At 35.2% G+C, this 22,089-nt stretch carries 29 protein-coding genes and 1 pseudogene; 16 read left to right on the top strand and 14 right to left on the bottom strand.

The window, feature by feature from the left end:
• Positions 1–220 precede the first annotated feature (220 nt).
• A complete protein-coding gene (locus ABWU55_RS06670) occupies positions 221–532 on the top strand; it encodes a hypothetical protein (protein ID WP_250296802.1) in 312 nt (103 codons plus the stop codon).
• Between the two features lie 126 nt (positions 533–658).
• On the opposite strand, the pseudogene ABWU55_RS06665 reads toward ABWU55_RS06670, so the two are convergent.
• A pseudogene (locus ABWU55_RS06665) lies at positions 659–1,421 on the bottom strand (IS5 family transposase).
• Positions 1,422–1,506: 85 nt separating this feature from the next.
• Between ABWU55_RS06665 and ABWU55_RS06660 the strand changes: the two are divergent.
• The 4 genes from ABWU55_RS06660 (at position 1,507) to ABWU55_RS06645 (ending at position 3,868) form a co-directional block, all read left to right on the top strand.
• The gene (locus ABWU55_RS06660) at positions 1,507–2,055 is read left to right on the top strand and encodes a head-tail connector protein (protein ID WP_095742630.1); all 549 of its coding nucleotides are present in this window, start codon (positions 1,507–1,509) and stop codon (positions 2,053–2,055) included.
• Between the two features lie 187 nt (positions 2,056–2,242).
• On the top strand, positions 2,243–2,653 hold the full coding sequence (locus ABWU55_RS06655) for a DUF3168 domain-containing protein (RefSeq protein WP_264719222.1): 411 nt from the start codon (positions 2,243–2,245) through the stop codon (positions 2,651–2,653).
• The gene (locus ABWU55_RS06650; RefSeq protein ID WP_265025905.1) at positions 2,628–3,017 is read left to right on the top strand and encodes a phage tail protein; all 390 of its coding nucleotides are present in this window, start codon (positions 2,628–2,630) and stop codon (positions 3,015–3,017) included. Before ABWU55_RS06655 ends, ABWU55_RS06650 begins: the two co-directional genes overlap by 26 nt.
• Positions 3,018–3,082: 65 nt before the next feature.
• Positions 3,083–3,868 carry a hypothetical protein gene (locus tag ABWU55_RS06645; RefSeq protein ID WP_070356729.1) on the top strand — a complete coding sequence of 262 codons (786 nt, stop codon included), beginning with the start codon at positions 3,083–3,085 and terminating at the stop codon, positions 3,866–3,868.
• 506 nt (positions 3,869–4,374) lie between these two features.
• Here ABWU55_RS06645 and ABWU55_RS06640 read toward each other — a convergent pair.
• The 4 genes from ABWU55_RS06640 to ABWU55_RS06620 all read right to left on the bottom strand — a co-directional run bounded on the left by ABWU55_RS06640 (position 4,375) and on the right by ABWU55_RS06620 (position 5,409).
• Entirely contained in the window at positions 4,375–4,539 is a 165-nt protein-coding gene (locus ABWU55_RS06640) for an IS3 family transposase (RefSeq protein WP_010082072.1), read from the bottom strand.
• Complete coding sequence (locus ABWU55_RS06635) at positions 4,532–4,693, bottom strand: DDE-type integrase/transposase/recombinase (RefSeq protein ID WP_010082071.1); 162 nt, start codon at positions 4,691–4,693, stop codon at positions 4,532–4,534. The genes ABWU55_RS06640 and ABWU55_RS06635 overlap by 8 nt, the downstream gene beginning before the upstream one ends.
• Positions 4,694–4,696: 3 nt before the next feature.
• On the bottom strand, positions 4,697–4,993 hold the full coding sequence (locus ABWU55_RS06630; RefSeq protein ID WP_094189604.1) for an IS3 family transposase: 297 nt from the start codon (positions 4,991–4,993) through the stop codon (positions 4,697–4,699).
• 122 nt (positions 4,994–5,115) lie between these two features.
• A complete protein-coding gene (locus tag ABWU55_RS06620; protein ID WP_010082069.1) occupies positions 5,116–5,409 on the bottom strand; it encodes a transposase in 294 nt (97 codons plus the stop codon).
• 154 nt (positions 5,410–5,563) lie between these two features.
• Here ABWU55_RS06620 and ABWU55_RS06615 point away from each other — a divergent pair, with 154 nt between their 5' ends.
• Genes ABWU55_RS06615 through ABWU55_RS06605 form a run of 3 tightly spaced genes read left to right on the top strand, consistent with a single transcriptional unit; the run spans position 5,564 to position 7,306 of the window.
• Positions 5,564–5,887 (top strand): HNH endonuclease, encoded by a 324-nt coding sequence (locus tag ABWU55_RS06615; RefSeq protein WP_022626216.1) that lies wholly within the window; start codon positions 5,564–5,566, stop codon positions 5,885–5,887.
• Positions 5,884–6,294, top strand: coding sequence for a hypothetical protein (locus ABWU55_RS06610; RefSeq protein ID WP_353286275.1), 411 nt, complete (start codon positions 5,884–5,886; stop codon positions 6,292–6,294). The genes ABWU55_RS06615 and ABWU55_RS06610 overlap by 4 nt, the downstream gene beginning before the upstream one ends.
• A gap of 7 nt (positions 6,295–6,301) precedes the next feature.
• The gene (locus tag ABWU55_RS06605) at positions 6,302–7,306 is read left to right on the top strand and encodes an Mrp/NBP35 family ATP-binding protein (RefSeq protein WP_007548295.1); all 1,005 of its coding nucleotides are present in this window, start codon (positions 6,302–6,304) and stop codon (positions 7,304–7,306) included.
• A 199-nt stretch (positions 7,307–7,505) separates the two neighbouring features.
• Here the strand turns inward: ABWU55_RS06605 and ABWU55_RS06600 are convergent, their stop codons facing one another.
• From ABWU55_RS06600 to ABWU55_RS06590, 3 genes are read right to left on the bottom strand one after another with little or no spacing between them, the layout of a single operon-like run.
• Positions 7,506–7,913: a transposase gene (locus tag ABWU55_RS06600; RefSeq protein WP_353286253.1), complete on the bottom strand. Its 408-nt coding sequence runs from the start codon at positions 7,911–7,913 to the stop codon at positions 7,506–7,508.
• A gap of 19 nt (positions 7,914–7,932) precedes the next feature.
• Complete coding sequence (locus tag ABWU55_RS06595) at positions 7,933–8,133, bottom strand: hypothetical protein (protein WP_010082383.1); 201 nt, start codon at positions 8,131–8,133, stop codon at positions 7,933–7,935.
• Complete coding sequence (locus ABWU55_RS06590; protein WP_007548762.1) at positions 8,117–8,446, bottom strand: transposase; 330 nt, start codon at positions 8,444–8,446, stop codon at positions 8,117–8,119. The genes ABWU55_RS06595 and ABWU55_RS06590 overlap by 17 nt, the downstream gene beginning before the upstream one ends.
• A gap of 333 nt (positions 8,447–8,779) precedes the next feature.
• Here ABWU55_RS06590 and ubiH point away from each other — a divergent pair, with 333 nt between their 5' ends.
• From ubiH to ABWU55_RS06570, 4 genes are all read left to right on the top strand, one after another.
• Positions 8,780–9,928 (top strand): 2-octaprenyl-6-methoxyphenyl hydroxylase, encoded by a 1,149-nt coding sequence (gene ubiH, locus ABWU55_RS06585; protein WP_209473195.1) that lies wholly within the window; start codon positions 8,780–8,782, stop codon positions 9,926–9,928.
• 507 nt (positions 9,929–10,435) lie between these two features.
• Positions 10,436–11,701: an IS4 family transposase gene (locus ABWU55_RS06580; protein ID WP_353286161.1), complete on the top strand. Its 1,266-nt coding sequence runs from the start codon at positions 10,436–10,438 to the stop codon at positions 11,699–11,701.
• A 185-nt stretch (positions 11,702–11,886) separates the two neighbouring features.
• On the top strand, positions 11,887–12,027 hold the full coding sequence (locus ABWU55_RS06575) for a hypothetical protein (RefSeq protein ID WP_007548293.1): 141 nt from the start codon (positions 11,887–11,889) through the stop codon (positions 12,025–12,027).
• A complete protein-coding gene (locus tag ABWU55_RS06570; RefSeq protein ID WP_399464206.1) occupies positions 11,991–12,911 on the top strand; it encodes an IS481-like element ISWpi4 family transposase in 921 nt (306 codons plus the stop codon). The genes ABWU55_RS06575 and ABWU55_RS06570 overlap by 37 nt, the downstream gene beginning before the upstream one ends.
• 2 nt (positions 12,912–12,913) lie before the next feature.
• Here ABWU55_RS06570 and pth read toward each other — a convergent pair whose 3' ends face one another.
• Both pth and ABWU55_RS06560 read right to left on the bottom strand, forming a co-directional pair.
• Positions 12,914–13,462 (bottom strand): aminoacyl-tRNA hydrolase, encoded by a 549-nt coding sequence (gene pth / locus ABWU55_RS06565; RefSeq protein WP_065094970.1) that lies wholly within the window; start codon positions 13,460–13,462, stop codon positions 12,914–12,916.
• Positions 13,462–14,073 (bottom strand): 50S ribosomal protein L25/general stress protein Ctc, encoded by a 612-nt coding sequence (locus ABWU55_RS06560; RefSeq protein WP_010962412.1) that lies wholly within the window; start codon positions 14,071–14,073, stop codon positions 13,462–13,464. The genes pth and ABWU55_RS06560 overlap by 1 nt, the downstream gene beginning before the upstream one ends.
• A 145-nt stretch (positions 14,074–14,218) precedes the next feature.
• Here ABWU55_RS06560 and ABWU55_RS06555 point away from each other — a divergent pair, with 145 nt between their 5' ends.
• Positions 14,219–14,518 (top strand): NADH dehydrogenase ubiquinone Fe-S protein 4, encoded by a 300-nt coding sequence (locus ABWU55_RS06555; protein ID WP_010962411.1) that lies wholly within the window; start codon positions 14,219–14,221, stop codon positions 14,516–14,518.
• Between the two features lie 301 nt (positions 14,519–14,819).
• Here the strand turns inward: ABWU55_RS06555 and ABWU55_RS06550 are convergent, their stop codons facing one another.
• Positions 14,820–15,131: a hypothetical protein gene (locus ABWU55_RS06550; protein WP_007548286.1), complete on the bottom strand. Its 312-nt coding sequence runs from the start codon at positions 15,129–15,131 to the stop codon at positions 14,820–14,822.
• The gene (gene rsmH, locus ABWU55_RS06545; RefSeq protein WP_353286274.1) at positions 15,128–16,072 is read right to left on the bottom strand and encodes a 16S rRNA (cytosine(1402)-N(4))-methyltransferase RsmH; all 945 of its coding nucleotides are present in this window, start codon (positions 16,070–16,072) and stop codon (positions 15,128–15,130) included. Before rsmH ends, ABWU55_RS06550 begins: the two co-directional genes overlap by 4 nt.
• Before the next feature lie 218 nt (positions 16,073–16,290).
• Between rsmH and ABWU55_RS06540 the strand changes: the two genes are divergently transcribed.
• On the top strand, positions 16,291–17,538 hold the full coding sequence (locus tag ABWU55_RS06540; protein WP_010962408.1) for an MFS transporter: 1,248 nt from the start codon (positions 16,291–16,293) through the stop codon (positions 17,536–17,538).
• A gap of 27 nt (positions 17,539–17,565) precedes the next feature.
• Here ABWU55_RS06540 and map read toward each other — a convergent pair whose 3' ends face one another.
• Positions 17,566–18,348: a type I methionyl aminopeptidase gene (map, locus tag ABWU55_RS06535; RefSeq protein WP_095742848.1), complete on the bottom strand. Its 783-nt coding sequence runs from the start codon at positions 18,346–18,348 to the stop codon at positions 17,566–17,568.
• Positions 18,349–18,480: 132 nt separating this feature from the next.
• Positions 18,481–19,719, bottom strand: coding sequence for a cell division protein FtsA (gene ftsA / locus ABWU55_RS06530; protein ID WP_010962406.1), 1,239 nt, complete (start codon positions 19,717–19,719; stop codon positions 18,481–18,483).
• A 138-nt stretch (positions 19,720–19,857) separates the two neighbouring features.
• Between ftsA and def the strand changes: the two genes are divergently transcribed.
• Both def and ABWU55_RS06520 read left to right on the top strand, forming a co-directional pair.
• Positions 19,858–20,397 (top strand): peptide deformylase, encoded by a 540-nt coding sequence (gene def, locus ABWU55_RS06525; protein ID WP_264329787.1) that lies wholly within the window; start codon positions 19,858–19,860, stop codon positions 20,395–20,397.
• Positions 20,387–21,208: a uracil-DNA glycosylase family protein gene (locus ABWU55_RS06520; RefSeq protein ID WP_264707057.1), complete on the top strand. Its 822-nt coding sequence runs from the start codon at positions 20,387–20,389 to the stop codon at positions 21,206–21,208. Before def ends, ABWU55_RS06520 begins: the two co-directional genes overlap by 11 nt.
• The last annotated feature ends 881 nt before the right edge of the window (positions 21,209–22,089 follow it).

Genomic DNA, 22,089 nt, shown 5'->3' with positions numbered 1-22,089 from the left:
TCATACCGCCGCGAACCGTCATACCGTCACGGTATCTCTTAGCATAGATCCCGCTAACAAGCAGCGGGATGACGAATTTGTTGTTTTTCAAATTGTAGGTAAACCTAAGCCACTTTAGCTATAGTAAAAAGTATTTGCAAGTTACAAAGTAGTGTGAATTTTTTACTTCGGTAGTTTTTCATTGTCATTATAATCATAATAGTAGTTGAGTTTAATTGATATGAAAACTTTTACGAAAAATTTTAAAAATAACGAAAAAAAGCTGGAGGAGTTTGATAAGGAAATTGAAGATATAACAACTATAGCTCAAGATAAATTTGCACATGAACTTGAGAACATCGCATATGACAGTGTGCAAAAATTTCGCAGTCTGCTTGCTAAAGAGTTAAACTCCATCTTCAATAATATTCATTCTCAAAATGTCAATCTACTAAAATCTAGCCTAGTTGAATATGCTATAAGTTCAAATTTTATCAACAAAAAAGGAGAAACAGCTTTAATACGTTCTCTTCTTAATATATTCATACGATAAAGCACTCAGAGTTGTTGCTGCGCCAATTTAACTTAATGTTACATGCAAGCTGCATAGCTAAAGTAAGTAAGATTTACCCCACGCTGTCACGAGGTAAACCTTACTTATTCTAGGTAGTGTCGACATTTATTTCAACCAAAGAAAAATGCCAGCAATGTGAACAAAAGACAGAAAAGCTATGGCCAATTTGTCGTAGCGTGTAGCAACTCTGCGGAAGTGCTTGATTTTGTTGAACATCCTTTCGATTAAGTTTCTCTCTTTATACAATTCTTTGTCATATTCTCTTGGTGTTTTTCTATTGGAACGCGGTGGGATTACTGGCTCAGCATTTACAGCTTCTGCAGCCTCAATCATATAATTTGCGTCATACCCTTTATCGGCAATAAGTGCCTCCATGTTCTTGCCTTCTATCAGGTCTAAAGCTTTTACGTAATCCGATCTTTGCCCTGCAGTAACAAAAAATCTCAGTGGGTTGCCCAAAGCATCACAAGCAGCGTGTAATTTGCTTGAAAATCCTCCTTTGCACCGTCCCAGCTCTTGTTCTTGTCTACCAGTTTCCACATTTTTTTCTTGCACCAGCAGCATGTTGATGTGCCCTGATTATTGTTGAGTCTATCATGAGCCACTCTGTGTCTCCATTAACAGCTAATGTGTTGAAAATCATCTGCCAAACACCAGATTTTGCCCACCTTATAAAACGTTTATGTACACTTGACCATTTTCCATACTCAGCAGGCAATGCTCTCCATGTTGCTCCTGTTCTACCTATCCACATTATTGCAGCTACGAATCTCCTGTTATCTTTTGCGCTTCTTCCTCTATCTCCTTCCTTACCTGGCAGACTGTTTTTTATTCTCTCCCATTGCTCATCTTTTAAATCATATAGCATTCTCTTTACCTATTAATAAAGAGTACTCTATATCACTATTTTTTTATGTCGACAAGACCTAGCTATATCAAAAAGGAGGGTTATTATGTCAATAAGATCTACTTCACCAAGAATATCTGTGCAACGTAAATCTAAGCCTGAATCTTTTCCAGTTACTTTAGAAGAGGTTAAATCTTTTTTACGCATTGAGAACGACCAGGATGATAAGTTGATTTCAGATCTAATTTTTATGGCAACTGATTACGCTGAATGGCATATGGAAAAGTCACTGGTGAAACAAACATGGCAAGTTTCATATGAAGATTATGTACCTCGTAGGATCTATTTAAGCTATGGCCCTGTGAGTAAGATAGTATTGGCTACTGCAATGATGTCTAAAAATCAAGAGAAGAGTACACTTAAGTATTATTTTAGTGATGTAGGGGGCTACGTTGAGTTTTTCAATTGTTTGAATGCAATAAGAGTTGATGTTGTATACGAAGCTGGTTATGACAATGTTCCTGAGCAGATAAAACTAGGTATTATGCGGCATGTTTCTGCTCTTTACAAAAATCGTGAATCGGAGGTAAGTAGCCATTTGTCTGAAGTGAAGAAGGTATATTCTCCGTTTCGCGAACCAAAGGTTGTTTTGTAGCTCTTTCTGGTCATTCAAACTGGGCTACTACGTCATACTGTTACGGATAGATCCCGCTAACAAGCAGCGGGATGACGAGGTATAAACCTTATCGTCATACCGCGATTCATTCGCGGTATCTCTTAACATAGATCCCGCTAACAAGCAGCGGGATGACGAGTTTCTATATATCTTTCGAGGGTTAATCATGGAAAAAATTCAAGCTATAAACGAGTTGTACAATAGCGTTTATGCAGCACTAAAAGCAAATTCTGATTTAAGGAAATATGTTACTAACATTTATGACTACTTACCTAAACAGGTCACCATTCCTTACTTGAGATTGCGCGCAGTGAATTATAGCAACCTGCATATGCTGTCCAATTTTGCTACAAAGGCAAGATTTTCATGCGACATATATACTTATCATATAGACAGTATGTTTGCCATTATAAGGCATATTAACTTGATACTTAAGAGCATTGAAGGTTTTAGTAGTGAGGTCATTTTAGAAAGTAATTGTGCTATGGATCAGCACGATGAAATTTTACATTCAACAATTAATTTTGATATTTTAATAAAAGGAGGTGATAATGAGCAAATTACAGCTAAAAATTAAAGGTCATGACAATAATTTTATTGTGTTAAATAATATAAGAAACCTAAGGTTTACTTTGCGTAATAACAGAGAAGAGGTGAAAGATATTTCTTCTTTTGGCTGGAGGAAAGTGCTCGATTGTGCTGGAAGCAGACACATTACGATAAAAATTAATGGAATTTTAGACTCTGTATTAGCTGATGAATTATTACGTAATTCTGCTATGCTAAACTCTAATAATGATTATGAAATTAGTTTTAATGCTAAGGAAAAGATAAGGCTTAGGTGTTCAGTTGAATTGTATGAGAGGTATTATGATCCTGTTACTTTTGACAGCTTTACTGTAGTTTTAACTAGTGCTGAAGTTGTAAACGCTTTTCATTAATGTTAATTTAATTTTTTCATATACAATAATAACTGGTGAGAATTTTAACTAAATTAAAAAAAATCATGAATGACGAAAACCTTTTCGAGGAAGACGGTGATAATATTGAAGAAAATAACGATGATAAAAGAGAGAGAAGTTTAGAAAATGAAAATCAGCAAAATCAAGAAGAACAACACAAAGAGGAAGATAAGCAATACATAATACAGTATATTCAAGACTATTTGAAAGTTTTTGAGGATATTCTAAATCAGATCGACGAAGGAATTGATAATTCGGATAGTTACGAAAGGACTATGCAAATAAAGCGAAGCATAGACAGGCTCATAGAGACTTTATATAGTCAGGCTGCGTCTGAAGATATTGATGCAGAATTTGAAACCACAAAGCATACTCGCGATAAATCAGAATCTATGAAAAGAGTTAGAGAGAAGAGAAGAAAGCAAGTGATAGAAGAAGTATTAAGTAGCATGTTTGCCCAGCAACAAAAGGAGCTAATGAACGCTAAACACTTAAGTCATGGACATGAAACAGCAAAAGATGGGGATGTCCACGAAGCAAAGGAAAAAGTGAAGTCTTCAATCAGGGGAGTGTTGTTTTCGGTGATTGCTCATAGGATGGATCCAAGAAGGAGGGCAGGGGAAACTGCTGACGGTAACGAAAAGCAAGCTCATATATATGGCAGGGAAGCAGTTGGTGGAGCTTTAGGTGCATTGTTAAAAACGTTTTTAACAGCAGTTATTGCCGTTGTGCGTGAAATTGCTAAGCCACTTCAGAAACCGGAAACATCTTTTGCAAAACAAGTTGAAGAAAGCAGAAACGCAGATTCACAAAAGGGTCGATCTGTGTAGATTTCTCCTTGTAATAATCTTTCGATTCTACTGTCTGTTAATTCAAATTAGGGTTATAAAATTTTAGAAGCCAGCTCTTATATAACCAATTTATAGCAAGAAATTACGATACAAAAATCAGCGTCCGTTAGAAAATAAACATAACACAGGGTGATAGAGTTGCCCCTATCCATAAGCGTCAGTTAAGCTCAAAATTGTAAGCTTAAAATATGGTTGAATAATTATTAATAATAGTATATAATTATTAACGTTTTTCAGGCATTTTTGTTATGGGTGCGCCAAGTAAGCGTTTAGAATACAGTTGGTGAAAATCCAACTTAGGCAAAGTCTAGCCAACAGCCTAGAACAGACCATTATGCTGCGTGAGGTAATGAGCGTAGTAAAGCTAATGGAATGGACAATATAGGGTGCAATGAAAATTGACCTTACCCAGAAAAAGTGGAGAGAAAGTGTGGAATGTTTTTTACAAAAAGAATGATGCATCAAATTGTTCTGGAATGCAATAGTTAATAGTGACGTTGTTTGTTATAAAAAATTTCTATGTATTCAAATATTGCAGTTCTAGTTTGTTGAGCAGAGTGTTGTGAAGTATCAATAAGTATTTCTCTTTTCAATGAGCTAAAGAAGCTTTCTGCAACAGAATTGTCGTAACAACAGCCTTTATTACTCATCTATATTCTTTACAGCTAAGAGATATTGATACCCTTGCGCAGTATATTGTGAACCTTGGTCACTGTGCAGCAGTAGATTTTTAACAGGTTTACGCCTATTAATGGCCATTAATAAAGAGTTCATAACCAATTGTTTATTTATTGCACTACTCATTAACTACCATACGTGAGAATTATTGCTGCCAAATATAGCCATCCCTCCTTGGTTTTGATGTAAGTAATCCCATACTTTATTTGGTTGATCAACAATAAAGTTTTGATCTAGTATATTGGGAGCTACAGCTCTATTATCTGTTTGTTGTTTTTTAATTTTAAACTTTCTTCTCAGTATAGCCCTGATGTCATTTTTCTGCATAATACTTTGCACCGTTTTCAAATTGCAACTTTTACCCAAAGCCTTCAATTCAGCATGAATTTTAGGAGCTCCATATCTACATTTAGAAACTTGATATATTTTTTGAATAGCTTCGAGTAGCTCTTTATTTGCTGATTCTCTACTGCTTATTTTTCTTGTGGTCCACTTATAGTAGCCACTAGCAGAAAATCCTACATAATTCCTGTACTTTATAGCAGTTACTATATAAAAAAATATTTTACTCTTTTTGACTGGCCAGGGCTTTTTTTTAAATGTCTCTTTCCCTTGTTACTCTTGCTTTGTAAATCAAACCTCTCTTTGTCATAAGGTGCTACATCTGGAAATGCATTTGCCGCCGACTTTTTTTCGTTGTGTTTCTTTATCCATTTTCCTAATAAACCACCCTTTATTCCTAAATCTCTTGCTATTTTTGTAATTGTTTGACCTGCCTTTCTTTGTTCATTTGCCAGTTTAACAGCTTCCAATTTGAATTCTGCCGTATATTCTCTTACCATTTCTAATCCTCCAAAATTTTATTTTACCCAAAAAAACTCTTTTCTTTCTCTCCACTTTTTCTGGGTAAGGTCAGTCTTTAGGCACCCAAACAAAGGGAAATGCTGGATAAAAAGAAAATACTTTAAAAAGTATAATAACGATAACTGGCGTTTTATGACAAGTAACAAGATACATTTTATTATACACAGCGATCATGTTATTAAACGACATATCAAAGTGCAAAAAACCAGATCTCCATATGATGGTGATTGGGTTTATTGGGGTAAACGTCTGAGAAAAATACCAGATAAGCCATTAAGAGTAATAAAACTATTGAAGTTACAACAAAGTAAATGTGATAATTGTAGACTATGGTTTAAAAGTGATGATACAATAGAAATACATCACAAAGACCGGAATAGACGAAACAACATGATCAAAAACTTATCTTTGTTACATGGACATTGTCACGATGAATTACACAGGAGGTGTGCATGAAAAGCTCCAAATTGGAGAGAAGCCGTATGAGGCGCAAAGTCTCACGTACGGTTTTGAAGTCGAGTGAGGAGGGGCGACCTTCTTCACTTAGACAACAATATGCAGATGAAACTATGGAAGAAGACTTAAGGAAAATAGCAGAAAAAGCACCAATAATAAAGTTAGCCCACGATGAATTAGACAGGTTTAGCTGGAATGAAAAAGATTTAGTAGCATATGAAGAAAGAATAATGGATCTGCGGAAAGAAGAAGGCATCCTCGCTAAAAAACTTGATGAGGGAAAGATTGAAGGAAAGATTGAAGTAGCAAAAAACCTACTTAAGGCTGACATCTCTATTGATATTATCTCTCAGACAACCGGCCTTCCTCAAGCTGAGATTAAACGACTTCAGGAAGAAATCACCTAAAAGGCTAATGATCAACGAAAAAATTGTAAGAGAGAACTTAAAAAAAGTCATAGAGCAAAAAAGCGGTAAAGATGTGATCGCTCTTGGCATAATATCCTCAATTATTATTAAAGGTCAAGATGTTGGTTTTGTGCTTGAAGTTGCCGGTAACACGCAAGCAAATGAAGAATTAAGAAGAAATTGTGAGCAAGCTGTTAAAGCTATACCGGGGGTGACAAAAGTGACCGTGGTTGCTACTTGTCAAAAACAAACTGGGCAACAAAAAGCTAAATTACATATCGAAGGAGTGAAAAATATAATCGTTGTGGCCTCTGGTAAAGGCGGTGTGGGCAAGTCCACAGTTGCGCTAAATCTTGCTCTCTCATTAGCAAAGTTAAAACACAAAGTTGCGCTGGTTGATGCAGATATATATGGTCCTTCAATTCCTAAAATGCTTGGCGCTGAAAAATTAAAGCCAGAAATACAGGATAGTAAAGCAATGCCTATAGAAAAGTATGGACTGCATACTATTTCAATTGGCTATTTTATCGATAAAGATCGTGCAGCAATATGGCGCGGACCTATGATTACAAAAGCACTTTATAGTCTGCTAATGGGAACAAAATGGTCCGATATAGAGTATTTGATAATTGATACACCACCTGGAACTGGCGATGTGCATTTAAGTCTTATGGAAAATTTTAACTTAACTGGGGCGATAATAGTTTCAACTCCACAGGAGCTCTCTTTAATCGATGCTCGCAAAATTTATGATATGTTTACAAAGCTCAGCGTACCGGTTATTGGCATTGTAGAAAATATGAGTTATTTCATTCAAAGCGGCTCAAAAATATACATATTTGGAAAAGACGGTGCAAAAAAAATGTCTGAGGAGCTGGGCATCAAACTTCTAGGCAGAGTTCCTCTAGATCCACAAATATGCCATGCTTCTGATTGCGGAAATCCTTTAATGTTAAGTGAGGATTTGGCAGAGATTTATGAAGACATTGCTCAAAGTATAGTTAAACAATAGAATAAGCGTGAGAAACATGCGAATCAAAGTCCTCTTTTGTTAGTTACAAAATAGACTGCTTGCATAACCATTATTTACATGAAAAATTAGCAGCTTTTGTCATTCCAGCGCGTGACGCTGGAATCCAGAAAAAAAGAAGAATGGATCCCAGTGGGCTTTGTTGCATCGCTCTTCGGATAGTAGGTAACGTACAATAAATTCATGAAGCTATCTCAAACTTAGCCATGCCTATTTCAGTAAATTTGTTAAGCAAATAACACTTGAGTAGCAGTTCCTTCTCACGATTAATCTCAGATTTGCTCCTAAAACTAAACCCAAATATTCGCTTCAACCTTGAGAAAAATCCTTCAATATACGATCTTTTTCCGTAATTTACTTCTTCTTTCCATCTTTTTATACCATTCTCACCATGTAATTTCATTAACTGAATAGCGGCATTTCTATCAAGCATATAATCCAATTTTGGATGCTCTGCTGCGTTGTTTTGCGGAGGAATTTTCGTTTTTATACCATATTGATTACACAGCTTATAGAGCTTTTCTCTGTCATATGCCCTATCTGCATATAGTACTTTTATGACATACTGAAAATCGACTTCTTTTAGCAAATCACAAGCTCCATAGTGATCAGCCGTTACTGTATTTTACAGCTATGGCTTTTTTGCTGTTTGTATTCAACATTACATGCAATTTTCTTGTCTGTTCATAGCTGCGATACTTTCTATCTTCGCTATTTTCTTTGCTATGACCAGGAGTGTTGTTGTATATACTAATTCCTGTACTGTCTATAGCAATTTCGATATCTTCCATATTATTTTCTGCAATCATTGATCTTAATATTGAGTTTCTTAAACCTTCTTGATGATTGTGAATAGCTGATAACTTGCAAATTTTTCCCAATTTGCTCAAGGTATCCTGCTATAAACCCAACTGTTTGCCTCAGGCCTATTCTAAATAAACAAGTTATTATGTGCACCAAAATTACAACTTTATCGCTATAAATATTGTTGCCACCTGGTATTTTTGGACCATTCTCGTACCACTTTTCTATGGCTTCGTTGATATAATGAAAAATATTTCCTCTTTTTTCTAGAAATTTGTTATATTCGCTATGGTTACTGACCCTCATTTTTTGTGGCATATTTTTTCTTTCAAGGTTAAATGGCTATTTTATAATGAATTTTGTCAGTAGCCACCAGATTTTTTCAGTTGCTATGCAACAAAGCCATCCCAGTGTCAAGCACTGGGATGACACCTTTATGTTTGAGGCAAAACCGGCCATAGCATTTAACACACTGCCTTCGCAAAATGTTCGTACAGTTGTTCGTTACGTGCTGGAATGACAAGGTGGAGTGTCTTTAGATGTCATCCAAGTAGCTGACACTGGGATCTAAAAAATTTAATTTATATATAAAGTTTGTTTAAACTATTTTCAAAACAGATAAAATATAATTTTACAATTAGCGTAAATAAAATGAATTATGATGTAATCATTTCAGGTGGTGGGTTACTTGGTCTTATTACTGCCATTGGCCTCAGTTGTGACTCTGTGTCTGTAGCTGTGATTGAAAAAAATAGTCTACCACGTGTAGTAGATGACAACCGAGCATTTGCTATTTCTCAAGGTTCGAAAAAAATATTGGAAAAATTAGGGATTTGGCAGTTTATAGAAAGCGAAGCTGAGCCAATACTTGATATATGCATATTAGATGCGGTTACTGTGCATTACAATCATAAAATGGTTGGTGAAGAACCAATGGGTTATGTTATTAACAATGCCACTATATGGAATGCAATCAACAATAATTTTTTGAATAAACTAAATATATACTCTCCACATTCCTATAAAACAATTGCTTGTGATTCAGGATATGTGGAAGTTATTCTTGATAATAACCAGGAATTAATATCATCGCTACTTATCTGCGCTGAAGGCAAGAACTCTAAACTACCAGAGTTATTTTCTATACCGACAGCGAAATTTGATTATAAACAAAGTAGCATAGTATTTAATGTAAAGCATGAACTGCATCACCAAAACTTAGCTGTAGAGCGTTTTTTTCCTGGCGGTCCATTTGCAATTCTACCGATAAAGGATGGCTATACTTCTTCGATAGTTTGGACAGAAAAATCTGGAATTTCAAAAATGCTAATGGATCTGTCTGAAGAAGAATTTATTATAGAGCTTAAAAAAAGATTTGGTTCTTATTTAGGAAAGATAAAACTAGAGGGTGAAAGAAAACTTTATCCTTTAAGTTTTGTTTTCGCAAAAAAGTTATATAAGGGTAGAGTTTTGCTTATCGGCGATGCAGCACATTCAATTCATCCAGTTGCAGGTCAAGGGCTTAATCTTGGAATTAGAGATGTAGAAAGTATTATAAAGCACGTAGTTGCCGCAAAAGCATCTGGTATTGATGTTGGCAGTAGTTATTTATTAAAGAAAATTTCACGTAACAGATACTTTGATAATTTTACAATGGCGCTTGCAACTGATGGATTAAATAGGATGTTTTCCAACAGAATATTCTGCGCTAAAGCACTAAGAAATCTTGGCTTGATTGCAGTTGAAAATTCAAATTTCCTCAAAAAACGCTTCATTCGGCATGCTATGGGATTTATATAAATCACTATTTTATAGCTAATGCAAGTCAGGTTTCCCACGGCATACCGCCGCGGTATCTTGGCCGCTAACACGTAGCGGGATGACGAATGTATCTGTTCAGCAGTTGTGTTAAAAGTCAATAGAAAAATTGATGTAGCTGTGGATAAGTACTTTTATCTGTATAAACGTGCTTATCCACAGCTATACTGGCTCTTAGATAGAAACAGACAGAGAGTTATATTCCTCAGTAAAAACCCTGTCATCTCTGACTAAAGAGTTAGCAAGAATAAGCAATTTCCTCATGGCAGCAGTGGAAGCAATTTTATATGGCTTTTTATATTGACTATATAATCTAGTAAAGAAAGGTTTGATATAGGAATTAGGGGGGGAGGGGGGGGATGTATGCACTGCCATTAAGTTAAAGAAAAAGTGATGGACTGTATTATAAAATCAAGTAAGATCCATAAGTTAAAAGAAGCAATAATATGAGTAAAAAAAAGAGTAATTACATTTATAAAAAATAAATTGATGAGTTTGAACTTTATAAACGCTCACAAAGTATCCTCAAAAGATTTTTCAAGAAAAAGAAAGCTGCCTTTCATTGATGTGTTTATTCTAATTTTCAGAAAGAGTGTAAAATCATTGCAAGTAATGCTTAATGAGTTTGTTCTGCATACAAGAAAGGATCACACAATCACGGCAAGTGCATTTACTCAAGCAAGGAAAAAGCTAAAGCATACTGCGTTTTCAGAGCTAAACGATGATATAGTTTCTCTATACTATCAAGATAAGGAATTTAAAACCTATCATGGTTTCAGAATGCTTGCCTTTGATGCTTCTATACTTATCCTGCCAAAAAGTAGTGAGGTAATAAATGAATTTGGCTCAAGACCAATAAGAAATTGGACTAAAAAAGAGTTTGGAGATTACACAAGTACAACTTTTGAAGTATGTTACGATGTATTAAATAATGTCTCTATAAAATCAGTACTTGGCAGAAGTGACAGTTATGAAGTTGCCTTAGCTATTGATATGCTTGGCAGCGTGAAATCTAACGATTTGCTGATCTGTGATAGGGGATATGTTTCTTATCGGTTTTTTGCTGAGCTTGCACAAAGAGGTATTAATTACATAATTCGCTGTCCATATTCGTCATTTAATGAAATTAATGCTATGTTTAAGCCAGAAAGTCCATCTGATGCGATAGTCGTGTCAACCGCACCTGTCAAGGTAGCAAGACAGCTAAGGAAGCTAGGATTACCTGATAAAATAAAGTTTAGATTGGTCAAGATAGTTCTTTCTTCTGGCGAGATTGAAGTGTTGGCTACATCGTTGTTAGAAGAACAGCAGTTTAAAGTTGAAGAATTTGGAGAGTTATATTATTTACGTTGGGGAGTAGAAACATTTTTTTCCAAACTCAAAGGAAGGTTAGGTTTAGAAAATTTTACAGGTAAAAGTGTTGAAACCATAAAGCAGGATTTTTGGTCAACCATCTTTATTAGCAACTTAGAAAGTATTATGACAGAGGATATAGAAGAGACATTGAACGCGGGTCTAGCCAATTGCAAGTACGAGAAAAGCATCAATAAATCTGTCTCATTTAATGCAATAAAAAATTTAGCTTTCGATGTTTTTTCTACAGAGTCAGACATAGACTGCATTATGGATCGATTATCACAGTTATTTTTGATGAATACTTTAGTAGTGAGAAAAGGAAGGAAGGTCGAGCGTAATAAAGTAACTGATACTCGTTCACTGAACTACCAAAAAAGAACTAGAAAACATGTGTTTTGAACCTAAGATACCTTTTTGTTAGAGGTTACATCTTTCACTCAATAACCTACAGTTGTTATTTTTTCAGTACCTTGAATTTTACTTCCCTCAAGGTTCACCATAATATTTGTCATCATTACAAAATTACTTATATTTTTGGTCGAATTTTAACTCCTGTTTCCTTAACTTAATGGCAGTGGGGATGTATGGTCCCAGAGTGTGATGGTATGATAAAATATGAGAAAACAATACCATCAAAGGAGGAATTATGGGACAAATATTACATGGGTGCGCCAAAACAACAGAGACAATTCGTAGAGCAATACAAAATAGTAAAGAGAGCATAGCAAAACTCTCCAGGTACTATAACCTTAATCCAAAAACTATCATTAAATGGAGAAAACGGTCTTTTGCCAAAGACGCTGATATGGGTCCGAAGCATGCAAGATCAACTGTTTTAACTTTAGAAGAGGAGGCTGTAATTGTTGCATTTCGTAAGCATACTCTATTGCCATTAGATGATTGTCTCTACGCTTTGCAAACCTCAATCCCACACTTGACTCGCTCTAGTCTACATCGTTGCTTACAGAGGCACAGCATTAGCAGACTACCAGATGTTGATGGCGAAGTTAAACCAAAAAAGAAATTCAAACAATATCCTATAGGCTATTTCCATATTGATATTGCAGAAGTCAGAACAGAAGAAGGAAAGTTATATTTGTTTGTTGCAATAGATAGAACATCCAAATTTACGTATGTTGAGTTGCATAAAAGTGCTACAAAACCTATAGCTGCTGAGTTTCTACGTAATTTGATTAAAATTTTACCATATAAAATCCACACTATTTTGACAGATAACAGTGTACAATTTACCAACCAAAAACGCCATAAATACGCTTTTCAACATATATTTGATAGAGCTTGTGAAGAAAATGACATTGAACACCGTCTAACAAAAGTTAGCCATCCTTGGACAAATGGGCAAGTTGAGCGTATGAACAAAACTTTAAAGAATGCCACTGTTAAGAAGTATTACTATCAGTCTCACCAGCAACTCAAAGAGCATCTTTATGACTTTGTTATGGCCTACAATTATGCTAAAAGACTCAAAACTCTTAAGGGTCTTACACCTTTTGAGTTTATATCTTTACAGTGGACAAAATCTCCTGAATTGTTCATACTAAATCCACACCATCACACTCTGGGACCATACACTTCCTGTGTTTCGTAATATTATACAATCAAATTGATAAAAGCTGTATTATCTCCTTGCAGCATTAAGTGTATATTTTTTGCTATTTTTTCCACTAAGGGAGTAACATTATCAAAATTTGAAAATTTTGATAACACATAATCTGCTAAGCTTCTTTGATCTTCAGGTCTACCCACTCCAAATCTCAAGCGCCAATAATCGTTGCCAATAAAACTATCTATGGATTTAAGTCCATTATGTCCAGCAGAGCTACCACCTTTCTTTATTTTTATTCTTCCAAGTTCCAAATCAGCGTCATCGTGTATGACAACAATATTATCTAGCGATAATTTGTAAAAATTTCGTATTTTTGCAACAGGGATGCCTGAATTATTCATAAATGAATAAGGCTTTATTAACATGATTTTATTATCATTAATTATGCCAGAGGTTATTAGATAATCGGCTTTTTTAGAGAACGACTGGAAATTCCAATATTTGCAAATTGTATCAACTACGATGAAGCCGATATTATGATAAGTTAACTCATATTGACCACCAGGGTTACCAAGCCCAACTATCAGGTGCACTATTCCTCTGTTTCTGCTTGAGGTTCTTCAACGTCACTATCGGCAGCAGAAATTGTAACAATGGTAAAATTTTCTTCTTCATGAGCTACAAACTTAACACCTTCTGGTAATTTTACATCATTAATATGTATAGACTGGCCAATCATTTTACCGGATAAATCAACTTCAATAACCTGAGGTATTTTATCAGGAGAGCATTTAACAGCAATAGAACGACACAAAACATTAAGCACTCCACCTAATTTGATTCCTGGAGCTTTACTTTCATTCACAAATGATAGAGGTATGTCTATTTTAATTTCACTGCCTTTATCAACAAACTGAAAATCAACATGTTGCACAGTATCCTTTACTACATGCAATTGGATATCGCGAACAAGAGCATATTCCTTTTTGCCCGAAATATTCAGCTCTATCAAATGTGCAGAAAGAGAGCCTGACTTATATTGCTTTGTGAATTCCTTTGCAGACAATGTCAAATTTACATTATCATGGCCCTTTCCATATATGATTCCAGGGATGTTTCCTTTCTTCCTTAGAGAATGCATCGCTTTTGTTTTTGTTATATCACGTAACTCTGCATTAATTGTTACTATTTCCTGTTGCGTCATCGGTTACTCCTATTCAGCTAATCCTTTTAATATAATTTAACAATAATATAACATAAAAATATTTATTTCAAACTTCATTCTTTCATACTAATTGTTTGTGAAAGGATTTATTTAGATATATATTTAAGCTTATTTAACAAGAACTATGGGCATTGACGATAAAGTAGTTTTTAGGATTTATAAACCAACAAGAACTGCAACACAATCTGGTTTAGGTAATACAAATTTCTGGCACCTAAAAATTGAATCTGGCTCTTACTACATTGAACCTTTGATGGGGTGGGTTGGCTCAAAAGATCCAAAAAAACAGATTGTATTAAAGTTTGATTCTCTTGAAAAAGCAGTATTCTACGCAAAAAAACGCAACGTTAAATACATAATTGAAATGCCAAAAAATGTTAAGAGGCTGCCAAAATCTTACGCAAGCAATTTCATACTAAAGTAAGTTGCACAACAAATGGTGTTATGCAAGTAGCTGACACTGCTCTCCTTTGTCATCCCAGTGCCCAGACACTGGGATCCAGGAATTTTATTAAGTTGGTAAGCATAAAAATAGCTGTTTTACGTTAAAATACAATGTTTTTGATGATTATGGAAAGGCTGGATCCCAGTGTCAAGCACTGGGATGACACCATTTGTTGTAAACTCACTTTTACTCTATGGTTATACTACCTTGCCGCTATCCTGAACGGATACAAAGTAAGTTTTATTGTGATGTGCTCATCTGTAAAAAATAAGACTTAATCTCACTGTTGATCATGGATTTTAAGTTGTGCTAGCACACTGCGGCCATTTAGAGAGTCAAGATTTTTAACCTGGCTAGCCAGTATTAAAGAGTTATTTTTCAGGTATTTCTTTACAAGGCTTGCAAGTCTTTTTGGATTATTCAAATAGCTCCATTCTGCTTGTAAAACTTTTATATCACTTTGTACTAAATTAATTTCACTTTTTATTTTTATTAGCTCTCTATTTAACGACTGAACATGTAATTTTACCTTAAATAGTCCTACAATGCTAAGAAAAAACATAACTATTGAGATGATGCAGAAAGTTCTCACGACAACCTCTGTATAGCTCTTAGTTTTGCTGAGCGTGAACGTGGATTTGCACTTACTTCTTCTATACTTGCTTCGATCACTTTTTTATTTAGCAGAGAGAATGTCTTGCAACCAGTAGCACATAAATCTTTAAAAAAAGTTTTGACTATACGATCTTCTAAGGAATGAAAGGTGACGACAATTAATTTGCCATTCTCACTTAAAATCTCAGATGCAGCTTTAATACCCTTTTCAAGTTCTTCCAGCTCATCGTTTACCCATATTCTGATTGCCTGAAATGTTCTGGTTGCAGGATCAATTTTGCTTTTTCCACGAAATACCACGGAACGTACAATATCCGCAAGCTCAAATGTAGTTTTGATAGTTTTCTTCTTCCGTGCATTTATTATTGCTCTTGCAATTTTGCGAGAATGACGTTCGCCTCCGTAGTTATATATAGTATTTGCGATTTCTTCTTCGCGTAAAGCGTTAACAAACGTTGAAGCGTTTATATAAGAAGAGTTATCCATGCTCATATCGAGTGGACCATCATGTAAAAATGAGAACCCTCTATCTCCGTTATCAAGCTGCATAGATGAAACTCCGATGTCAAAGACCACTCCATCCACTCCGTTTGATGTCATTCCAGCGCGTGACCAGTTATTTTTTCCAGTATCAAGTACTGGGATGACAGGAGATGGCTCAACGCTGCTTAGTATACTTTTAATATTACTAAACTTCTCAATGAATAGTTTTATTCTATCGGGATATCTAACGCTTAAATCATCATAAAACTTAGTTACCGTTTCATCTCTATCAATTGCATATACCTTGCAATCAGCTGACTCCAATATTGCTTTGCTATACCCTCCAGCTCCAAATGTGGCGTCCACGTATATGCCACCATCCTGCGGTGATAGTAGTGATAGCATCTCTTTTAACAAAACTGGAGTGTGTGTCATATCAAAAAATTTAAGTACAGTTGGTGTAGATATCCTACTCTACTCTACTCTTCACATCAATTTTATTTATGTACATAGATTTTCTTGCCAAAATATGGTATCTTATCGGAATATATGAGCAATAATATTAAAATCAAGGTTTAATATTGTTAATATAATATTCACATAACGTTCACATTTTTTTTTATATATAAGATCAAACAGGCTATAGGGAAATTATGCAGCAAATAACAAAAGTAATATTTTCAAGTTTGATTTGTAACACTTTATTGTGGTATGACCACATGCTTTTTGGCCACTTAATAAACATAATAGGTGGTGTGTTTTTTCCATCGGATGATCAACTAACCAGCGTATTGAAGGCTTTTGGAGTGTTTGCAGTGGGTTTCTTAATGAGACCAGTCGGTGCTGCTATATTTGGTCACATTGGTGATAAACATGGCAGAAGAGTTGCCTTATTGCTCTCGATTATATTAATGACTTTATCAACCGTATTAATTGCTTTTGTTCCAGGTTATCAAAGCATTGGAATACTAGCATCAATTCTGGTAGTTTGTTTAAGGCTATTGCAGGGTATATCCCTTGGAGGAGAAGCAGGAAATGCACCATTTTTAATAGAACATGCTCCTAAAAACAAAAAAGGATTTTTTGGCAGCATTGAAGTATTAAGCGCAATTTTTGGTTCAGTATTAAGCCTGATAGCGGTACTCATATGCAAAAAAGTATCTGATTTTGAATCTTGGGGGTGGAGATTACCTTTCATTTTCAGTTTAGCAATGGGATTAATTAGCATATATGTGAGATATATACTTGATGAAAGCCCAGAGTATAAAAGACAAAAAAATCCGTCTAAATTGCCACTAAAAGAGTTATTAAACAATTACAAAAAGCCTGTTCTAATATCAATAGGTATTGACTTGGTTGAAAATGCGTCTCTCTATATATATTTGGTATTTTTCAATGTGCTTACGAATAAAATATTAACAGTAAATACTCATTTTAATCATATAGTGGAAATACTGAGTCAAATTGCGCTCGGAGGATTGACAATATTGTTTGCAATACTTTCTGATAAGGTAGGAAGAGAAAAAGTTATGAAATTTGCATTTATAGCTTTTGTAATAGTGAGTTATCCAGTTTTTTCAATGTTATGTAGTGGCAATTACTTGCTGGCACACATTCTTTTTATAATTCCAATAGCTGCATCGCTTGGTCCTGTCAGTGCACTTATGTGCGAATTATTTCCAACAAAGGTTCGGTACAGTGGATTTGGTTTATCAAGAAATATAGCTGCTGGATTTTTTGGCGGCCTTGCACCATTTATATGCACAACAATTATCAAGGTTACAGGACAAGAGACTTCAGCTAGTTTTTACATGATTTTCTGTGCATTAATTGGGCTAGTTGCTATATCGCAAATTAAGGGTGAGCTTTCTTCAAAATTACCCAAAGTAAACCAAGTATAGTTGCAGTATAGCAGAATTTAAAAAAATCTAATTATAAGGTGGGAAATGCCAATTCTTAGGTGATAATGTGAATATTTCAGCACCATCTTTTGTTACTCCAAGTGTATGCTCAAATTGAGCAGAAAGTGAAAGATCGCGTGTTGTTACTGTCCAGTCATCGAGTTTACTGAGCAGAGTCTCATGTTTTCCAGCATTAATCATTGGCTCTATTGTAAAAAACATACCTTCCTTTAAGACAAGATCTTCATCTTGATCATAGAAATGCACTACATTTGGTGGAGCATGAAAGACTTTTCCTATACCATGTCCGCAGTAGCTGCGTACGATAGAATATCCAAAATCTCTAATATATTTCTCTATAGCAAGCCCTATTTCATTTAACTTATTGCCGGGCTTAACTTGTTTGATTGCTTCCATCAACGCATTATAAGTAGCGTCACATAAACGTTTTGCTTTTATTGATGGCTTGCCAACCCAAAACATGCGACTTGTATCACCATGCCAGCCATTTAAAATCACCGTAACGTCAATATTCAAAATATCCCCATCTTTAAGCGGTGTATCATCAGGAACACCATGGCACACAACGGCATTTTTTGAGGTGCAGATTGATTTTGGATACCCCCTATAATTTAGTGGTGCTGGAATTGCACCTGCATTAATTATAAAGTCATGGCATAGATCATTTAATTCATTAGTTGTCACCCCTACCTTTACGTACGGTGCAATGAAATCAAGAGTTTCAGCAGCAAGCCTGCCAGCCTTGCGCATAAATTCAAAATCTTCTTGTGAGTGTATAGTTATGTTCATATTTTCCATGTCTTATTGTAATTGGTACGCTTACTCGCAAGTACATAAACATAATAATTTTACATATTATAAAAATAAGTCCTATGGATCCTAGTGTCAAGTCATTTGTATGAAAGGTGGTAAAACAGAAATCTAGACTGTAACTTTTGATTTAACCCAATTATACAATTTACTCATTTTACCATCCTGACCTAAAATACCAGAATTATTTTTATAAAAAGTGTCAACTATTAGCTTTATAGAGCCTATAGCAGCAGAAAATACAGGATTTTTATCATATTCGCCATCAAGACCGCTACAAGACTCAGGGCACCCAATTCGAACTTGCTTATTGAATATATAGCCTGCAATTTCCTTCATGCTTGTGAGTTGACTAGTTCCACCTGTGATCACTACTTTATTAATTGGATCTTTCTGCTCTTGAAATTGCTCTCTTACCATTTCAAGTATTTCTTCAACTCTTGGTCTTATGATGTTAATAAGCTCAGATTTGAATACTTGAGTAGGTTCATCATTTTCGTTGTTTTGCATTGTAATGTACTCATTCTCATCTATTGAAGTTACGATAGTGCTGCCATACAGTATTTTTATATACTCTGCACGTTCTATGCTTGTGCATAGCCCGTAAGCAATATCTCGAGTGATATGAACACCACCAATTGGAACGCTGCTTGCATACACAAGTTTCCCTCTTTTGAAAATTCCAATTGCAGTGCACCCACCGCCTATATCAACAATAGCAGTCCCGAGCTCTTTTTCATCTCCACTTAAACAGGCAAGACCTGCAGAATATGCAGAAGCAATACAACCTGCCATATTTAATCCACCATTATTGGTAATACAGTTTTCAATATTGGTAAGCGCTGGACGCGAAGCAGTGACAACATTAACATCAGCAGATAGTCTTTTTCCGTACAATCCACCAACTTCTTTTATGTCAGTCATGTCATCTAAGTGATATTTTAGTGGTATATTGTGAATGATAACATTGTCTTCAATATATTTCTCAAATGTTTGAAAAACTACACGTCTTATATCACGCTCAGAAATCTCATGGTTAGCTGCAATAATTTCATTATGTACATTGAAAGATGAGATGCCACATCCAGCAATGTTCACATATATCTGATCTATGGTTTCTTCTGATACTTGTTCAGCTAAACCTATAGTTGATGAGATGGAGTAATTTGCGTGTTTTACATTAGTTATTGATCCACCGTTTACACCTTCTGCAATCTTATAACCCGTTCCTGTTACTTTATAGCTGAAGTTGCCATTTATCTTAACGATTAGACAAATAATCTTTGTTGTACCTATGTCTAAAACAGCAAAAACATTTCTCTTTGGTTTTGCTATTACTGCAGAGTACATTAGTTAACCTTATTACGCAATTTCATTTAAATTGTAGCTTTCTTTAATAATTTATATTTCTATTATAGATATAGCAACATTTTAATATACACTAAATTCTGGACAAAAGGAAAAGCAAAACATAGAATTATAATTTTTATGTCCATATTACCAATTGTAATTGCCCCTGATGAAAGACTAATCACACGTGCCAGTGAAGTAACAGATATAAACGATAAAATTAAAGAATTAGTAAACGACATGTTCGAAACTATGTATGATGCAGAAGGTCTTGGCCTTGCTGCAGTGCAAGTTGGAGTGTTAAAGAGAATTTTTGTTATGGATATTCAGCTAGAAACGATTGAAAATGAGCCAGCAGGATATGGCTCAACTGGCAAATTTTACATGATTAATCCTGAGATTACAGAATTATCCGATGAACAAGTAATTCTCAAGGAAGGATGCCTTTCAATTCCAGAGCAAAGTCATGAAATTAAGCGTCCAAAGTATCTAACTGTGAAATACAGAGACTTAAATAACGAAGAACAGACGCTAAAAGCTAGTGGTTGGCTTGCAAGGTGTATTCAGCATGAATTAGATCACTTAAACGGCATATTATATATTAGACATTTATCTAAATTAAAGTATGATATGGCCATGAAAAAAGCACAAAAGGTTAAAAAGCATTATGAGCAATAAAGACCTAGAATTATTAAAATTTTACCATGAAGTGGGCGTTGATTGCACACTAATGGAGGGTGAAGAGGAAAAAAAATTGGAGAGCAAAGAGAGTGTACAACCCTCTGTTATCCAAACTGGGACCAAGAAGAAAGATGCAGATACGCGCTGGGGTGACACTAAAGATGGAAAAGACATGTTTCCAAGTGACTGGATAATCGAAGCAAGGAAACTTGCAAGCAAATGTAATAGTGTGGATGAACTAAGAAGTGCAGTTGAATCATTTGAAGGTTGTGAGATAAAAAAAACTGCAACTAATACTGTCTTTTCCGATGGTAATCCAAACGCAAAAGTTATGCTCGTTGGTGAAGCTCCAGGAGCAAATGAAGACCTTCAAGGCATACCATTTTGTGGTGCAAGTGGAATGTTGCTCGATAAAATGTTAAATGCAATCAATCTTGATCGCACTAAGGTATACATAAGCAATACTGTATTTTGGCGCCCACCTGGCAATAGAAAGCCAACCGACCTAGAGCTTGATATGTGCAGACCATTTGTTGAGAAGCATGTTGCACTGGTTTCACCACAAATTCTAATTTTAGTCGGGGGAATCGCATGTTATAGCCTTCTTGACAGCACAAAAACTATATCGAATTTGCGTGGTAGATTTCATACGTACACTAACCAATATTTGTCCAATTCAATCACCACAGCCGCTATATTTCATCCAGCTTACCTACTTCGCCAACCGGCACAAAAACGTTTAGCCTGGGAGGACTTGAAGAAGATTAGGGAGTATCTTGATAACACCAATAACTGCACAAATACCTAATAAAGTGGTAGACCTCTTGCATAGTTTTTTGCAGCATGTTAACAATCGTTAGAAACGAAAAAACTTCCTTGACAAACTCCGCCAGCCCCCTTATCATAAAATTGAAGCTATTGTATTTGCTTTCGCCAATCTGCAGATTAAAAGGTAAGGATTACTTAATGTATCGGCGTCTTATGTTCAATTTTTTGCAGTATATAGATACTGTATGTCTTTACAAAACTTCATCTACATCTAGATTTTTATCTAAATAAGCTGAACGCGCTTATAAAGCGTTACAAGACATCAAAAAATGCCAATACTCGACAGAGATAGTAAAAGACTAGCTAACTCGGGGATTCTTTGTCTTTTTTTCTGCTTAGTAAATTTCTTAAACATTTGCAGCGTAAGTTAGTTGCAATTAAAAGCAGCTTAATCTTGCTTGTCAAGCGTTTAAAACATAAAAAACGCCAATATTTTAAAGCGGATAATAACCCCAGGGCTTCTTTTGCCTTTTTTTTCGTTTGGTAAATTTCTTAATGTTTATAGCTAAACGACAATCGTCATCCCGCAGCGGGATCTATGCTTTGAGATACCGCGAATAAATCGCGGTATGACGTAGAGCTCGCGTTAGCTATACTTTTATGCTTACCAACTCAGTATCCAATCAAAATCCTGGATTTCAGTGTCAAGCACTGAAATAACACCGAAAGGGCTACTGCTGTCTTGGATGGAAACCAGTGTCAGCTACTTGAATCTGCCACGCAAATTGCCTGCAAATTGCAATGTTCGTACAGCTGTGCGTCATGCGCTGGAATGGCATCAAGGGGTAACTTTTTATTTAAACAATGATTGTAAAATGATTATAATAAGAGATCTATTGAAATTTTAAAGTTATTAAATAT

The sequence above is a fragment of the Wolbachia endosymbiont (group A) of Crataerina pallida genome (genome assembly GCF_964028475.1).
Taxonomy (GTDB): Bacteria; Pseudomonadota; Alphaproteobacteria; order Rickettsiales; family Anaplasmataceae; genus Wolbachia; species Wolbachia pipientis.
The sequence above is the reverse complement of the archived record's forward strand: the minus strand, read 5'-3'. Positions and strand labels throughout refer to the sequence as shown.

Bases quoted from the DNA above. Each gene is read 5' to 3' on its own strand.
- ABWU55_RS06560 (WP_010962412.1), bottom strand. From the start codon at position 14,073: ATGACGCAACAGGAAATAGTAACAATTAATGCAGAGTTACGTGATATA.
- ABWU55_RS06540 (WP_010962408.1), top strand. From the start codon at position 16,291: ATGCAGCAAATAACAAAAGTAATATTTTCAAGTTTGATTTGTAACACT.
- ABWU55_RS06655 (WP_264719222.1), top strand. From the start codon at position 2,243: ATGGAAAAAATTCAAGCTATAAACGAGTTGTACAATAGCGTTTATGCA.
- ABWU55_RS06605 (WP_007548295.1), top strand. From the start codon at position 6,302: ATGATCAACGAAAAAATTGTAAGAGAGAACTTAAAAAAAGTCATAGAG.
- ABWU55_RS06635 (WP_010082071.1), bottom strand. From the start codon at position 4,693: ATGAGTAGTGCAATAAATAAACAATTGGTTATGAACTCTTTATTAATG.
- ABWU55_RS06670 (WP_250296802.1), top strand. From the start codon at position 221: ATGAAAACTTTTACGAAAAATTTTAAAAATAACGAAAAAAAGCTGGAG.
- ABWU55_RS06520 (WP_264707057.1), top strand. From the start codon at position 20,387: ATGAGCAATAAAGACCTAGAATTATTAAAATTTTACCATGAAGTGGGC.
- ABWU55_RS06590 (WP_007548762.1), bottom strand. From the start codon at position 8,446: ATGCCACAAAAAATGAGGGTCAGTAACCATAGCGAATATAACAAATTT.
- ABWU55_RS06595 (WP_010082383.1), bottom strand. From the start codon at position 8,133: ATGATTGCAGAAAATAATATGGAAGATATCGAAATTGCTATAGACAGT.
- def (WP_264329787.1), top strand. From the start codon at position 19,858: ATGTCCATATTACCAATTGTAATTGCCCCTGATGAAAGACTAATCACA.
- map (WP_095742848.1), bottom strand. From the start codon at position 18,348: ATGAACATAACTATACACTCACAAGAAGATTTTGAATTTATGCGCAAG.
- ABWU55_RS06650 (WP_265025905.1), top strand. From the start codon at position 2,628: ATGAGCAAATTACAGCTAAAAATTAAAGGTCATGACAATAATTTTATT.
- ABWU55_RS06580 (WP_353286161.1), top strand. From the start codon at position 10,436: ATGAGTTTGAACTTTATAAACGCTCACAAAGTATCCTCAAAAGATTTT.
- ABWU55_RS06620 (WP_010082069.1), bottom strand. From the start codon at position 5,409: ATGGTAAGAGAATATACGGCAGAATTCAAATTGGAAGCTGTTAAACTG.
- ABWU55_RS06660 (WP_095742630.1), top strand. From the start codon at position 1,507: ATGTCAATAAGATCTACTTCACCAAGAATATCTGTGCAACGTAAATCT.
- ubiH (WP_209473195.1), top strand. From the start codon at position 8,780: ATGAATTATGATGTAATCATTTCAGGTGGTGGGTTACTTGGTCTTATT.
- rsmH (WP_353286274.1), bottom strand. From the start codon at position 16,072: ATGACACACACTCCAGTTTTGTTAAAAGAGATGCTATCACTACTATCA.
- ABWU55_RS06610 (WP_353286275.1), top strand. From the start codon at position 5,884: ATGAAAAGCTCCAAATTGGAGAGAAGCCGTATGAGGCGCAAAGTCTCA.
- ABWU55_RS06555 (WP_010962411.1), top strand. From the start codon at position 14,219: ATGGGCATTGACGATAAAGTAGTTTTTAGGATTTATAAACCAACAAGA.
- ABWU55_RS06645 (WP_070356729.1), top strand. From the start codon at position 3,083: ATGAATGACGAAAACCTTTTCGAGGAAGACGGTGATAATATTGAAGAA.
- ABWU55_RS06640 (WP_010082072.1), bottom strand. From the start codon at position 4,539: ATGAGTAATAAAGGCTGTTGTTACGACAATTCTGTTGCAGAAAGCTTC.
- ABWU55_RS06575 (WP_007548293.1), top strand. From the start codon at position 11,887: ATGGTCCCAGAGTGTGATGGTATGATAAAATATGAGAAAACAATACCA.
- ABWU55_RS06615 (WP_022626216.1), top strand. From the start codon at position 5,564: ATGACAAGTAACAAGATACATTTTATTATACACAGCGATCATGTTATT.
- ftsA (WP_010962406.1), bottom strand. From the start codon at position 19,719: ATGTACTCTGCAGTAATAGCAAAACCAAAGAGAAATGTTTTTGCTGTT.